11 protein-coding genes are annotated in these 13,953 nt (G+C 70.2%); 5 read left to right on the forward strand and 6 right to left on the reverse strand.

The genetic code is table 11. The annotated features are described in order from the left end of the window. Positions 1–9: 9 nt before the first annotated feature. A complete protein-coding gene (locus ITJ50_RS09610; RefSeq protein ID WP_139179641.1) occupies positions 10–300 on the reverse strand; it encodes a hypothetical protein in 291 nt (96 codons plus the stop codon). Positions 301–526: 226 nt separating this feature from the next. On the opposite strand from ITJ50_RS09610, the gene ITJ50_RS09615 reads away from it, so the two are divergent. Beyond that, positions 527–3,790: an Ig-like domain-containing protein gene (locus ITJ50_RS09615; RefSeq protein ID WP_194590383.1), complete on the forward strand. Its 3,264-nt coding sequence runs from the start codon at positions 527–529 to the stop codon at positions 3,788–3,790. 151 nt (positions 3,791–3,941) lie between these two features. On the opposite strand, the gene ITJ50_RS09620 is transcribed toward ITJ50_RS09615, so the two are convergent. After that, positions 3,942–4,403, reverse strand: coding sequence for a DUF3060 domain-containing protein (locus ITJ50_RS09620; RefSeq protein WP_156155317.1), 462 nt, complete (start codon positions 4,401–4,403; stop codon positions 3,942–3,944). A gap of 97 nt (positions 4,404–4,500) precedes the next feature. Here ITJ50_RS09620 and ITJ50_RS09625 point away from each other — a divergent pair, with 97 nt between their 5' ends. Next, complete coding sequence (locus ITJ50_RS09625; protein WP_082509481.1) at positions 4,501–5,646, forward strand: glycosyltransferase; 1,146 nt, start codon at positions 4,501–4,503, stop codon at positions 5,644–5,646. 82 nt (positions 5,647–5,728) lie between these two features. Here ITJ50_RS09625 and ITJ50_RS09630 read toward each other — a convergent pair whose 3' ends face one another. From ITJ50_RS09630 to ITJ50_RS09640, 3 genes are read right to left on the reverse strand one after another with little or no spacing between them, the layout of a single operon-like run. After that, a complete protein-coding gene (locus tag ITJ50_RS09630; RefSeq protein WP_056069787.1) occupies positions 5,729–6,853 on the reverse strand; it encodes a glycosyltransferase in 1,125 nt (374 codons plus the stop codon). Further along, positions 6,831–7,424 (reverse strand): hypothetical protein, encoded by a 594-nt coding sequence (locus ITJ50_RS09635; RefSeq protein WP_056069560.1) that lies wholly within the window; start codon positions 7,422–7,424, stop codon positions 6,831–6,833. The genes ITJ50_RS09630 and ITJ50_RS09635 overlap by 23 nt, the downstream gene beginning before the upstream one ends. Then, positions 7,421–8,758, reverse strand: coding sequence for a hypothetical protein (locus ITJ50_RS09640; protein ID WP_161598084.1), 1,338 nt, complete (start codon positions 8,756–8,758; stop codon positions 7,421–7,423). Before ITJ50_RS09640 ends, ITJ50_RS09635 begins: the two co-directional genes overlap by 4 nt. An 83-nt stretch (positions 8,759–8,841) precedes the next feature. On the opposite strand from ITJ50_RS09640, the gene ITJ50_RS09645 reads away from it, so the two are divergent. Genes ITJ50_RS09645 through ITJ50_RS17635 form a run of 3 tightly spaced genes read left to right on the forward strand, consistent with a single transcriptional unit; the run spans position 8,842 to position 12,241 of the window. Then, entirely contained in the window at positions 8,842–10,251 is a 1,410-nt protein-coding gene (locus ITJ50_RS09645) for a polysaccharide biosynthesis tyrosine autokinase (protein WP_194590384.1), read from the forward strand. Further along, entirely contained in the window at positions 10,251–11,327 is a 1,077-nt protein-coding gene (locus ITJ50_RS09650) for a polysaccharide pyruvyl transferase family protein (protein WP_194590385.1), read from the forward strand. Before ITJ50_RS09645 ends, ITJ50_RS09650 begins: the two co-directional genes overlap by 1 nt. Next, the gene (locus ITJ50_RS17635) at positions 11,324–12,241 is read left to right on the forward strand and encodes a glycosyltransferase family 2 protein (protein WP_194590386.1); all 918 of its coding nucleotides are present in this window, start codon (positions 11,324–11,326) and stop codon (positions 12,239–12,241) included. Before ITJ50_RS09650 ends, ITJ50_RS17635 begins: the two co-directional genes overlap by 4 nt. A gap of 58 nt (positions 12,242–12,299) precedes the next feature. On the opposite strand, the gene ITJ50_RS09660 is transcribed toward ITJ50_RS17635, so the two are convergent. Continuing rightward, entirely contained in the window at positions 12,300–13,952 is a 1,653-nt protein-coding gene (locus tag ITJ50_RS09660) for a GH39 family glycosyl hydrolase (RefSeq protein ID WP_194590387.1), read from the reverse strand. Between the last annotated feature and the right edge of the window lies 1 nt (position 13,953).

The raw sequence follows: 13,953 nt of genomic DNA on the forward strand, positions 1-13,953 counted from the left end.
GCACATGTCTCACAAGAAGAGGGCATCGACTGCCCTCAAGTCCATGGGTGCGGCCGGGCTGGCCGCTGCCACCATCGTGTCCGGCCTGTCATTCGGTGCAGCAACGGCGATCGCTTCGCCCGAGCCCCGGTCGATCTCGACCCAGGCCACCGCCTCCGGCAAGTTCGTGATGAAGTCCAGATCTAACTCGACCTGGTGGGCTGTCGGATCCAATCTCAGCGCCACAGCCCATTCATCGCTCGCCGCCGCGAAAGCGGCTGCTGCGACTGCAACATTCACTACGGGTACTGGCGAGCTCAAGATCGGATCCTCGTGCATTGTCCCAGCACCGTCGGGCTTCACCCACGACTACACCGTTGGATCTTGCGGCAACGCGGTGCAGATCAACCTCAGTGGCGGCACCCTCTGGGAGGGTTCTTCCCGGATCGGTATCTGGCCGTACTCGAATGAGCCAGCATGGCTTGGGAAAGGCCAGACAGGTTACGAACTCGCGACGTACGATGAGATTTTCCCGAGCACCCGAGCCATGACCGCGCAGGTGACGAAGGCGAACAACATCGCGAGGACCGCTGAGGTGTCGGGTACGGCAACGCCGAACGGCACGGTGACGATCGGCAACAAGACCGTCGACGTCAACTCGAGCGGCAACTGGTCGATGACCGTCGAAGGGCTCTCAGTCGGGGCGAACTCCCTCACCGCGACGCAGCGCTTCAACAACGCGCGGGTCGACGAGAAGACTGTCACCGCGACGATCGTCGAGGGCGGCACGCTCGTCGGTGTCGACCAGGGCCCGATCGAGCTCGAGCGCGGCGAGAGCACCCCGGTGCCGTTCGTGGTCGAGAACCGCGAGGCGCGCACGAACACCGACGGCACGGTCACGCTCGACGCACCCGAAGGCACCACGTTCGACCAGCAGGCCACGGTCCAGGGCCAGATGCGTGACGTCGGAGAGGACGACTGGGCGAACACCACGTCCGTCCCGCTGACCGACGGTTCGCGGTCGAATGACGGCAAGACCATCACGTTCGATGCCGAGTGGGCCGCGAACCACCCCGCCGACGAGCAGTACCGCTTCATGGTCGGCGTGACCGCTGACGAGGACGCTCCCGCCGGTTCCGACGCAATGGAGTTCTCCATGCCGGGCACCAGCAGCAAGGGCGACTTCCTGGCTGAGGGCACGACGACCACCACCATCGAGACCAACGTCGTCGACCTCGTGGCCGACATCGCTTCGATCGACCACGCAGGCAAGTCCGCCGTGATCTCGGGTACCGCAACTCCGGGCGCGACGATCACGATCGGCGACGAGAGCACCGAGGCCGACGCCGAGACCGGTGCGTGGAGCATCACGGTCGACGGCCTCGAGCGCGGCACGAACGCACTACACGTGGTGCAGGAGATCGAAGGCGAGGAGCACGACTCGAAGGACCTCGACGTCGTGATCAACGACGCCGCGATCTCTGGCCAGGCCGGCACCGCAGTCACGCTCGAACGTGGCGAGGTCACCTCGGTGGAATCCCTTTTCAAGACGAACGGTTCGATCAGCCGCCCGCAGGGCAAGGTCGAGTTCACCGCTCCCGAGGGCACCACCTTCGCCGCGGACCAGAGCACGATCGAGGGTTCGTTCAAGAAGCCGGGTGACGACGCCTGGACGAACTCGGCCATGACCCTGACCAACGGGGTCCGTTCCGCGGACGGCACGAAGTACACCTACGACTTCGCGACGACCACCACGACCTGGAACCTTCCCGACGCGTCCCTGATGCGCTGGAACATCGACGTGAACACGCCCGAGGACGCCGAGGCCGGCACCTTCCCGATGCGCACCGTGCTCAGCGGTACCGCCACCGAGGGAGCGTTCAACACCACCAGCACCACGCAGGCCACGGTCGAAGCCGCCGAGGTTCCCGCACCGGACGCGCTCGTCGTCACCACGCCGGCCGACGGCTCCACGGTCGACTCCAAGCGCCCGGTGTTCTCGGGTACCGGCGACGAGGGTGCCACGATCGAGATCCGCGACGCCGACGACAACCTCATCGCGACCACCGTCGTGAAGGACGGCGCCTGGAGCGTCCCCGCGACCGCGGACCTCGCAGACGGCTCCTACGAGTTCGACGTGATCCAGACCCCGCTCACCGGGGCACCGAGCACCGAGAAGGTCTCCTTCACGGTCGCGACGAACCCGCTCACGACCGAGCTCACCGCGGTCGGCGCGTTCGATGACGACGTCACCAAGCCCGCGACGATCTCCGGCGACGCCACCACGGGCGCGACCGTGATCGTCAAGGACAGCCTCGGCAACGAGGTCGGCCGCACCGAGGCAGTCGACGGGAAGTACTCGATCCCGGTCCCGCCGTCGTTCGCCCACACCGGCGTCAACGACTTCACCGTGACCCAGACGAAGAACGACACGACCTCGCCCGAGAAGGACGTCTCGCTCGACTACGGCATGCCGGCACCGATCCGCATCACCAGCCCGGCGAACGGCTCGACGGTCCAGAAGGACGGCCTGACCTTCACCGGTACCGGTGACGAGGGCGCCCGCATCGACGTCCGCGGTTCCGTCCGAGCCATCGCGACCGGTACCGTCACCGACGGTGTCTGGAACGCACCGGTGACGATCGACCTGTCGAACAACGTCTACAACCTGCGCGCCGTGCAGACCACCAAGGGCGGACTCACGACGCAGGTCCCGATCACGATCACGATCACCGACGAGGCGCCGGTTGCTCCGCTGACCGCGACCGCCGCGTTCAACACCACGGACGAGAACCTGCCCGCCGCGATCACCGGCTCCGCCAACCCCGGCGCAACCGTCACCGTGAAGGACAGCAACGGCGACACCATCGGCACCGCCATCGCCACCAACGGCCGCTACACGATCACGATCCCCGCGAACAAGGCCCACTTCGGCGTCAACGACTTCACCGTCACCCAGACCGTCCGAGGCCAGGTCTCCGCACCACTGGACCGCTCCCTCGACTACGGCAACCCCGCAGCCCCGGTCATCCAGACCCCGGCCAACGGCGCCACCGTCACCAACGGCTCCATCCGCTTCACCGGCACCGGAGCCACCGGCGCCAAGCTCGACATGCGCGGCAACAGCTCCTCCGTCGGTGACACCAAGATCACCGACGGCGCCTGGACCGTGGACGTCACCCGCCAGCTCAACCCGGCGGTCTACGACCTCCACGCACTCCAGACCAGCAAGGGCGGCCTCACCCAGCGCGTCAACATCACCGTCACCGTCCGCAACGAGCAGATCACGGCGCTGACGGCCAACGGGGTCTTCGACCGTGACGTCGAGCAGAACGCCGTCGTCTCGGGCAACGCCCAGACCGGGGCGGACGTCATCGTCCGCGAAGGCACGACGATCATCGAGAGCGTCAAGGCCGTCGACGGGAAGTACTCCGTCACGATCCCCGCCACGGTCGCCGGCGTCCGCACCTTCACCGTCACCCAGACGGTCAACGGCACGGTCTCGGCGCCCAAGACGGCGACGCTCGACTACGGCACGCCCGCGGACCTCGTCATCGAGACCCCCGGCAACGGTGGGACCCTCCGAGGCGACCAGGTCGTCTTCACGGGGACCGGTGCCCCCGGCGCCAAGGTCGTCCTGAACGGCACCGTGAGCCGCCTGGGCTCCGCGACGGTGAACGGTCAGGGCGCCTGGACGATCTCCGTCGAGCGCACCCTCACCCCGCAGGCGTACACGCTGTTCACCAAGCAGATCACCAAGGGCAACCTCAACGGCCCTGCTGACCAGCGCACCATCAACGTCATCCGGTAACACCACCAGCACCACGCGACGGGCGCCCCTCCACCAGGAGGGGCGCCCGTTCCCGTGCGTCAACCGCGATGCGGGAGGAGAACAGCGGGACAGAACGACGAATGCCGCCGGCCTGGGGCCGGCGGCATTCGTCGTTCTGCGTGTGTGTCGATCAGCGCGTGCGGAACACGTTGTCCTTGCCGTCGTCGCTGATCTTCGGCTCGTTGTCACTGGTCAGGCGGTTGCCGTCGGTGGTCACCCGCACCGAGCCGACCTGCTTCGCGGCGATGTCGTTGATGGAACCGGAGACGACGAGTTCCTCGACGTTCCCGAGGTGCACGACCGCGTTGCCCGCGGTGATCTCCACCGACGCGCAGTCCCCGACGGTGACGTCCTTGTTGGCCTGGTCGACGACGGCCTTGCCGTCCTTGCACCCGGCCCGGACCTTCCCGATGTCGGCAGGCGGGTTCGAGAAGACCTGCTCGTCCGCCTGGGCCGTCGCGCTCGCACTCGGCTTCGGGGTCGGCTTGTCGTCGCCGGTGCCGGAGCACGCGGTCACTGCAGCGAGGATGCCGACGGCGGTCAGTCCGGTGACGAGCAAGCGGCGGACGGGAGGATGGGAGCTCAGGGCCATGGTGTGTTCCGATCTGGAGCGGGAGGTGTCGGGCGCGTCATCGGACCCGCGGACATTTGTATGTCACGTTCTATACAATACTTGATATGCTGAATGCATGACAACTGATCGGTTGCCTCTGGTGGCCTTCCTCAGCCACTCCGCAGCCCTCTCCGGGGCAGAACTGCTCGTCGCCCGGGTGACCGCCTCGTGCACGAGGATCGAACCGATCGTGGTCCTCGGCGAACACGGCCCGCTCGAGGAACGCCTCGCCGACTCCGGGGTGCGCTGCCAGGTCGTTCCCCTCGATGCGACCGTCCGGCACCACACCGCCACCACGGGAGCTGGGCTCCTCGCGAAGACGGTCAGCACGCTCCGCGCCACCCACGAACTCACCCGCGTCCTGCGCGCCCTCGGTGTCGACGTGCTGACGACCCACTCGGCGAAGGCACACATCTGGGGTGGACTCGCCGGGCGGCGGGCCGGGATCCCCGTGGTCGCCCACGCACACGACCTCGTCGGTGCCGATGAGTCGTCGCGAGTGAACGCAGCGCTGCTCCGGCTCGCGTTCGCGGTCCTCCCCCGGACGGTGGTCGCGAACTCGCGGACCACGGCCCGGACGCTCGGTCGCCTGCCCCGGCCCGTCACCGTCGTCGCCTGCCCCGTGTCCGTCCCGGCGGAACCAACGCCGCACACCGCTCCGGTGTGCACGATCGGCATGGTCGGACGCCTCACGCCGTGGAAGGGTCAGGACGTCGCCCTCCGCGCCTTCGCGGCCGCCCGCGCGTCCGGTCTCGACCCCGACGCACGACTCCGTCTCGTGGGCGCACCGCTGTTCGGCGCCGACGACGCGTTCGCCCGGTCGCTCCACACGCTCGCGTCCGAACTCGACGTGCGGGACTCCGTCGACTTCCGTGGGCACCAGCACGACGTCGCCGCCGAGATGGCCGCGTGTGACTTCGTCGTCCACGCCAGCACACGCGCGGAGCCGTTCGGACAGGTCGTCATCGAGGCCATGGCGCTGGGCCGGGCCGTGATCGCCAGCGATGCGGGTGGCCCCGCCGAGATCATCACCCACGATCAGGACGGCCTCCTCGTCCCACCCGGCGACGTCGCAGCGCTCGCGTCCGCCATGGTGCGACTGGCAGACGGCCAGGAGGCCCGGGATCGGCTCGCCGACAACGGCCGTCGGACCGCCAGGCGGTTCGACCTCCCGCGCGTCGTCGCGCAGCTCGAAGCGATCCTGGTGGCGGCCGCCCGCTGACGCGGGACGGCGGCACTGCACGTGCGCGGCGCCTGCCGCGGGCCGACCCGGCGACGACTGGCGGGCCTCCTGGCCGGGCGCGTCAGGAACGGACCGCGCTCGGGATCCCGGTCCACGCGCCGATCTCGCGCCGGAAGCGTGTGGTGGAGAACGTGTCGGCCCGCGCTCGGCAGTCCGCACCGTCGAGTCCCGCAGCCGCCTCGACGGCCGACCGGATCGTCGACGGGGCGAAGTCGTGCAGGACGACACCGCTCCGACCGGGCTCCACCGAGTCGCACGCGCCGCCGACGGCGTTCACGACGACCGGCGTGCCGAGCGCCATGGCCTCGACCGGCATGATGCCGAAGTCCTCCACCGGTGGGAACACGTAGACGGCTGCACGCTGCAGCAGTGCCGCCAGGAGCGCGTCGGACGGCCGGACGACGATGCGGACGTCGACGTCCGAGTCAGCGGCGAGCGCCCGGAGCCGTTCGAGGTCGGGTCCGTCACCGGCGAGCACCACCGGCCGCGCAGATGCCCGGCCGGCCTCGATCACCACGTCGAGTCGCTTGTACGGCACGAACCGGGACGCACCCAGCAGGAAGCCCGCGGGCAATGACTCGAGCAGCGCACGCTCACGGTCGTCGAGCACCTGCGCCCAGTCGTCGACAGCGGTGAGTCGTTCGACCCCGACGGGCGGGTGGATCACGACCGCATCGACGTCCCAGCACGCTCGGATGCGCTGCTGCACGAAACGACTGTTGGCCGCGACGTGCCGGAGCGCCCCACCCCGACGGCGGTCCACTGCACGGAGCGCGGGACCCGCGACCCGTGCGGCGACGGACGAGCCGCGGGCATCGAGCTCCGGGTTCCAGAGGTACCGCGCCGGTGTGTGCACGTAGGTGAACTGGCGCTCGGGATCGACACCGGGCACACGGGCCTGGTGCGCGAACAGGTGCGAACTGACGAGCGCCCAGTCGTACGGTCCGAGGTCGCGCAGCCCGTGCGACCACAGCGCGGGGAGGAAGGGGACGGCCAGGGCCTTGCGACCCCGCAGCGGCGTCGGCGCGAGGGCGCTCTCGATCACCCGCCGGCCGGGGTACCGGCCAGGGGCGTCGAACCAGAGGCCGAAGAGATCGGCGTCCGGGTACTCGTCCGCCATGGCGTCGAGGACACGTTCGGCGCCGCCGACCGCTTCGATCCACTCATGCACGAGCAGTCCGCGCATCGCGAGCTCCTTCCGTCGCTCGTGCGGCACAGGCGACGACGGCGTCGATCGCCTCGTCGGCCAGCGCGCACATCCGGGCGTGGTCGGCGTCGTCCCCACGGACCGGGTCGGCGATGTCGTCCGCCTCCGGCTCGGTGGGGGCGGTGCCGAGTCGGGAACGTGCGACCAACCTGGGGAAGTCATCCCAGAACCCCGCGCCGACGGCGTCCTGACCGAGGAGCGGACGGACGAGCCGTTCGAACTCGCGCAGCGTGAACGTCCGCCGCAACAGCGCGGGAGCGATGTCGAGCACCGCGGCACGGTGCTGGCGTTCCAGGGTGAGCACGAGCGCGGGGCCGTCGAGCACGCGTGCCGTCAGGGGCGTCCCTGCGAAGCCGGAGGGATCGGCGCCGTGGCGCAGGACGGCGTCGGACGAGCGCGGGAACATCGCCGCACCGGGCTCGGCGGCGGTCCCTGCGCTGAACACCTGGAACGCTCCCGGGGCGACGGCGTCCAGGCGGGCCCGGAGCACGCGTTCGACGTAGGGGGAACGACAGACGTTCCCTTCGCAGACGATGAGGATGGCGATCACGATCGAGTTCCTGTCAGTGCGGGGACGGTGGGCCGGCGGGTGGGAATCGTGGGCCGGAGGGTGGGGACGGCGGTCGGGACCCACGTCGGGGTCGCGCAGGCCGCGATGAGGACCCAGAGGACCGGGGTCGAGAAGTCGGGCGTCCCGACGACCTTGGCGACGACCAGCGCGACGAGTGCCGTGGCCGCCGCGACCGTGCCCGGACGCCGGATCGCGGTCGCGACGATGCCCGTGACGAGTGCCGCGAACGCCGCGGTGCCCGGGATGCCGACGGTGGACAACAGGGACATGCCGAACGACGACGGTCGGTTGCTGCCGATGCCGGCGCCCATCCCGAGCGTGTCCGCGAGGACGCCCCAGCTGAACGTGTCCGCGCCCGTCCGGGAGTCGTACGACTTGCTGTCCACCTTGTCGACGACGAGTTCCCGGATCGGCGCGAGCAGGTGGTCACCGGCGACCAGGGCGACCACGGCCGCAGTGAGCACGCCGATGACGAGCCACGGGGTGCCGACGCCACCGCGGACGACGTACCGGACGGCCAGGACGACGATGCCCAACCCGATCACGACGGCGGATGCGACGACGGCCGTGCCCGAGGACGCCTGCAGCAGGTTGGAGCACGCGAGGGCTGCCGCCGCGGACCAGAGGAACCGGGTCCGCCCGGTGGAGCGCAGCGCCGCAACGACGAAGAACGCGACCGCGGGCAGGGAGAACGCGGCGAGCTCGCTCGGTTCGCTGAAGACCCCGCGCAACCGGTCCTCCGTCGTGGTCCAGGCGTACGCCACGTTCGGCAGGGTGTCGAAGAGGGGAGCCGTCACGTCCGCTCGGAACAGCAGGAGGAAGCCCCGGATGCTCGTCGTCACCGTCCCCACGACCAGCGCGACACCGACCGCGAGGACGGCACCCCGGACGCGCACCAGGTAGAGCGCGCAGCAGGCGGCGAGGAGCAGGTAGGCGAGCTGTGCCCCGTTGCTCACCGTGTAGGCGAGCACACCGGGGTCGGCCACCTGGTGATCGACTCCCCCGCGCGAGACGAGGACCCGGATGCCGCCGAACATCCACGGAGCCAGCGCGGTGATCACCGTCGTCCACGCGAGGAAGACGGCGAAGGCGTTCGCAGTCCAGTGCGACGTCCCCAGTCGACGCGTCCCGAGCAGTGCGCAGGCGCTGGCTGCTGCCGCGACGGTGAACAGCGGCACGCCGTTCCCCCCGACGACGACGCCCGCCGAGTACGGCAGCCCTGCAGCCGCCCCGATGATCACCGGCAACCACTCGCGACGCACCGTCAGTCCGACGCCGAGCGCGACGAGGAGCAGGGTTCCGAGGACGGTCATCCGCGCTTCCTCCACTTGGTTGCGTAATATTTCATATCAACTACTATGAGTATCACACATCGAAACCCGAAGGAAAGGCTCGGATGACACTCGCGCAGTTCATCGACGTGCTCCGGCACCGCTGGATCTCCATCGCCGCGGTGCTGCTGCTCGCGACCGGACTCGCGGCGGCCTTCTCCGCGGTCCAGGCACCGCAGTACCGGGCGACGAGCGAGGTGTTCGTGTCCGTGGCAGGCGGGGCCTCGGTCACCGACCTCAGCCAGGGCAACACCTTCTCGGCCGCCCGGGTCAAGTCGTACGAGGCGCTGGCGGTCACGCCCCAGGTGCTCGGACAGGCCGCGAAGCAGCTCGGGCTGCCTGGCGGCGGCGGCCTCGGGCGGGTGGTCACGGCGGAGTCGAAACGCGACACCGTGCTCATCGCGATCAGCGCGACCGACGAGTCCCCGTCGCAGGCCGCCGCCATCGCGAACGCCGTCACGGCTCAGCTGGTGAAGGTGGTCGAACAGGTCGAGAACGAAGCGGCCGCCACCGACGGCCTCGTGCACCTCAGCGTCTTCCAGCCCGCAACCGCTCCGAGCACGCCGTTCTCACCCCGACTGGCCGTCAACACCGCCATCGGTGTGCTCGCCGGACTCGCGCTCGGCATCGCCCAAGCCGTGCTCCGCGAGGTCCTCGACACCCGCCTCCGCTCGTTCGAGGCACTGCGCCGGCTCACCCACGCGAGCGTGCTGGGCGAGTTCCCCCTGGACGAGACCATCGCGAACGAACCGCTCGTGTCATTCGGCAACCGCTACAGCACGCGAGCCGAGGCGTTCCGCCAGCTCCGGACCCACCTGACCTACACGAACCTCGACGGGGACGCGCAGAGCATCGTCGTGACCAGCGCGACGCCGGGCGAGGGGAAGTCCTCGACCGCCGTGAACCTCGCGCTCATGCTCGCCCAGAACGGCTCGCGCGTCGTCCTCGTCGACGCCGATCTCCGACGACCGACCACCGGCACCTACCTGGGCATCGAGAGCCGCGTCGGACTCTCCACGGTCCTGACCCGGCAGGTCGCCCTCGACGACGCCGTCCAAGAAGTCGGCGCGGACTCCCCCCTCCACGTCCTCGCCGCGGGGCGCGTTCCGCCGAACCCGAGCGAACTCCTGAGCTCGAGCCGCATGGTCGAGCTGGTCCGCGAACTCGAGTCCCGATACGAGTACGTCATCGTCGACGCACCTCCGATGCTCCCGGTGACCGACCCCGCTGTGCTGGGCGCGATCTGCAGCGGTGTCCTGCTCGTGGTGAGCGTGGACGGGCGGACCAGACGCGCGGACTTCACGGCGGCAGAGCGCACCGTGACCCAGGTCGGCGCCCGCCTGCTCGGCCTCGTCGTGAACCGTCTACCGGTGCAGCGTCGCGCGAAGACCTACTACAACTACGAGCCGTCGGCACCGGTCAGCGAGAGCCCTCGTCGATCGTCGCGAGCTCGTCGCACCGCGGAGGACCACTGATGAAGCCGCCCACACGCCGTTCCCTCGTCTACCTCGGGTGGCAGGGGAACGCCAACTTCGGCGACGACCTGCTGTACGAGACCTGGCGCGCTGCGCTCGACGACCCCCTCACGGTGCAGGCACCGCTCAACGCACGCGACTACCTCCGGACGGCGCCACGATTCGGGGTCGACCGGCTCCGCACGCTCGGCACGGAACGGGTCGTCCTGCTCGGCGGCGGGACGTCCGTCGGGTTCGCGTCGTGGGCCGAGCACGCACGGCTGGCGATCCGCAACTTCGGCGCGGACGGGCTGATCGGTGTGGGTCTCGGAGCGGCGTCGGCATCGGACACGTACTCGCTGGCGCAGCAGCGGCAACGCTGGGAAGCCTGGCGCACGCTCCAGCGGCTGCACATCGCCGGCGTTCGCGGTCCCCTCACCCAGGACGAGGTCTCCGCGCACCTGATGCCCGTCGACATCAGCGGTGACCCGGCGCTGCTCTACCCCCTCGTCCGGCACGTGCCCAGGCCCACCCGGGCTGCTCCGCGCATCGGCGTGAGCCTCGGGTCCGATCCACACTCCCGCTTCGACGTCGCCACCGTCGCCGCGGCCGTCGACGAACACGCACGTGACACCGGTGCGACCGAGGTGGTCGCGTTCGCCCTGTCGGCAGCCGACCAGGACGCCGCACGCCAGCTCGCAGGCCGTCTGACGACGGCGTCGGTCGTCCATGCCTCCACGGACGTCGCTGCGACGATGGCCGCGATCGGCGGTTGCGACCTCGTGGTGTCGGAACGGCTGCACGGAGCCGTCGCCGCGGTGTCGCTCGGCATCGCGACGGTCCCGCTGTCCTACGCCTCGAAGTGCGACGACTTCTGGTCGAGCGTCACCGGCCGTGCCGCCCCCGTCACGGTGGGCCACTCGGCGCACACCCTGGTCGACGCGATGCGCGCGGCCGAACAGGAGCGTGCGGGCATCGCCGAACGGGTCCGCGAACTGCAGGACCGCTTGCAACGGATCCGGGGCGAGCTGCTCGCCTGGAAGTCGGGGACGCGCTCGACGTCGGACCTGCTGACGACGAGCACGGTGTCGATGTGAACGCCGTCACCGGGCCCGACCACCGCTTCCACCTGGTCATCTCGACGATCCGCTCGCCCGAACACATCGAACGCTGCCTCGACTCGATCCGCCGAGCACGTGTGCCGGTCTTCGTGACCGTGGTCGAGCAGCGCCCGAAGCCCGACGCACTGCCGCTCCTGCGGGACCTGATCGAGGCCGGTCACGCCGAACACGTGCACGAGCCCGTCGTCCGTGGTGTCAGCCGTGGCCGGAACCGCGGGCTCGCCACGATCCGCGGGGACATCGTGGCGTTCCCCGACGACGACTGCTGGTTCGACGACGGCGTCCTCGAACTCCTGTCCGAGCGGATGGACGGGCGGGAGCTCGATGGAGCAGCGATCCCCTGCCGCGCGAGTGACGACAGCGGCACGATGCTCCGCTGGCGTCGACGAGCATGCCGGGTCACGAGCTGGCGGGTTCCCCGGACGATCGTCGCCGCAGGCATCTTCCTGCGGCGAGAACTGCTCGAGACGCACGGGCTCTTCGACGTCGCGCTCGGTACCGGTTCGGCGACGCCGTTCGGTTCGGGCGAGGAGAACGACCTCGTCATCCGTGCACTCCGTCGCGGCGCCCGCATCGCCTACATGCCGGACGTGACCGTGCGGCACGGCGACTTCCGGCACGACGGCATGACGGACGAGACCCTGGCCAAGGTGCTGCGGTACAACCGGGGGTTCGGCCGGGTGCTCCGGAAGCACCGGCTCCGCGGCCAGGCGGCCTACTGGGTCACCCGGTCGATGGTGGCCGTCCTCGTGGCCCGGGTGAAGCGGGACCACGATGCGACCCGGTTCCAGCAGGCACAGCTCCGTGGCCGGTGGCAGGGGTGGCACGGAACGGACGACCACGGCGTGCACCACGCGTTCGACCGGGGAACGACGCCGCAGCACGGGTGACGCGAGTGGCCCCGCGGCGCACCAGGTGCACCGCGGGGCCACTCGGAGTCACTCGGAGTCACTCGTCCCAGACGACGAATCGGGGAATCCACTTCGCGGACATGTCGAGCTTCCCGGCGGTGCCCCGCACGGTCTTCTCGGACCCGGTGGGTTCGACGATCCGCCCGGTTCCGCGGAGTGAGACGCGCACGGGCGTCGACAGGTGCTGCGCCTCCGACTGCCAGACGACACGGGCGTGGTGCTTGCCGTCCGGCGAGGTGAACCGCATGTGGCGGACCGGACCGATCCGGTGCTCCGCCACGTACCGCTTGCCGGCGAGGACCCGCTGCATGGTCGCCCAGGCCGCGGCGGAGGGCTTCGGCTCGTAGCCGGCGTCGGCGTTGCCGACCAGCCCGAACGTCCGTGCGGTGCCGTTCGCGATGGTGGGCTCGGCCATCTCGAACAGGAAGAGCCGCTCGACGCCGTACTGCGCGGCGATGGCGTAGGTGCGCAGGACGTACGCGGTCTGGTCCTCCGGTCGGACCCACCCGGGACCGGCGAACTGGGTCGGCCACCCGACCTCGGTGATCCAGATCGGCAAGGCGCTGCCGTCGGGGCGCGGGTACCGGTCGGCCGTCGTCCGGAGCCACGCGAGCGCATCCTCGATGCACGGATTGGTCGGGACGCAGAGTTCGGGCCCCCACGGGTTGTTGTAGGGGTGGATGCTGACCGCGTCGACGTGGTCGGCACCACCGAGGCCGAACCACTCGCCGATCCAGGCGCGCTCGTCGTCGGACACCGCGTTCTGGGTCGGCCCGACGATCGTCGCCGCCGGGTCGGTGGCACGGATGACCTGTGCTGTGACCCGTGCGAGCTCGATGTAGGCCGCGGGCGTCGCGGGCAGCGCCCCGTGGTTGTTGGTCCACTCGTTCCAGACCTCGTAGGACAGATCGGTGTCCGGGTGCCGGTCCCGCATGTGGGACACGGTCTCCTTGACGTACCGCTTCCACGCGGCGGCCTGGGCGGGTTTCGAGACGTCCGGTGGTGCCATCGGGTCGTTGGTGTACGCGACGTTGCCGTAGTCGAGGACGAAGAGCGGACTGACCCCCATGTCGCGCACGACCGGGTCGATGCGGGCGTCCGTCGCCGCGAAGTCGAACCGTCCGGCGACCTTCTCGACCGCGCTCCACTGCAGGTCCTGTCGGTAGCTGCCGGCACCGAGTGCGGCGAGTGAGGGCAGCGCGCTCGCCACGGGGTTGACGCCGAGACCGAAGTACGGGTCCGAGCCGACCGGACCGGCGATGGTCCGCACGAACCGGGTCGACGCGGAGGTCGCGCCCGGCGTCTGCACGGTCAGCCTGTAGGTGCCGGACGGCAGGGCGCTCGTGGGGTGCACCTCGACCGATCGGGTCCCCGCCCGGCCGGTCCCCGAGTCGACGATCGTCCCCGTGGTGTCGTTGACCCGCCAGGTGACGTCCGCCGCACGCTCCACGCCGTCGACCGTGAACCGGGGGCGATCGTCGGGTCCGAACAGACCGCTCCCGCCGACCGGTCGGATCGTCGGCGTCGTCGAGGCCGTCGACGTGGTGCCCCGTGCGGACGAGGGCTGGGCGTGCTCGGACAGGATCGCCGCGAGGAGGACGCCCGTGACGGCAGCTGCGGTGAGGCCACGGCGGCGGGTGGAGGGGGGACGGGGAGCGGGGCGGCCAACGGAGGGCCCGACGTGTTCCATC

Origin of the sequence: Curtobacterium sp. VKM Ac-2889, assembly GCF_015350855.1 — a bacterium.
In the GTDB taxonomy this organism is placed as follows: Bacteria; Actinomycetota; Actinomycetes; order Actinomycetales; family Microbacteriaceae; genus Curtobacterium; species Curtobacterium poinsettiae.

Excerpts from the sequence above, each read along its gene's own strand:
- ITJ50_RS09615 (WP_194590383.1), top strand. The coding sequence starts at position 527 with ATGACCGCGCAGGTGACGAAGGCGAACAACATCGCGAGGACCGCTGAG.
- ITJ50_RS09620 (WP_156155317.1), bottom strand. The coding sequence starts at position 4,403 with ATGGCCCTGAGCTCCCATCCTCCCGTCCGCCGCTTGCTCGTCACCGGA.
- ITJ50_RS09625 (WP_082509481.1), top strand. The coding sequence starts at position 4,501 with ATGACAACTGATCGGTTGCCTCTGGTGGCCTTCCTCAGCCACTCCGCA.
- ITJ50_RS09630 (WP_056069787.1), bottom strand. The coding sequence starts at position 6,853 with ATGCGCGGACTGCTCGTGCATGAGTGGATCGAAGCGGTCGGCGGCGCC.
- ITJ50_RS09640 (WP_161598084.1), bottom strand. The coding sequence starts at position 8,758 with ATGACCGTCCTCGGAACCCTGCTCCTCGTCGCGCTCGGCGTCGGACTG.
- ITJ50_RS09645 (WP_194590384.1), top strand. The coding sequence starts at position 8,842 with ATGACACTCGCGCAGTTCATCGACGTGCTCCGGCACCGCTGGATCTCC.
- ITJ50_RS09650 (WP_194590385.1), top strand. The coding sequence starts at position 10,251 with ATGAAGCCGCCCACACGCCGTTCCCTCGTCTACCTCGGGTGGCAGGGG.
- ITJ50_RS09660 (WP_194590387.1), bottom strand. The coding sequence starts at position 13,952 with ATGGAACACGTCGGGCCCTCCGTTGGCCGCCCCGCTCCCCGTCCCCCC.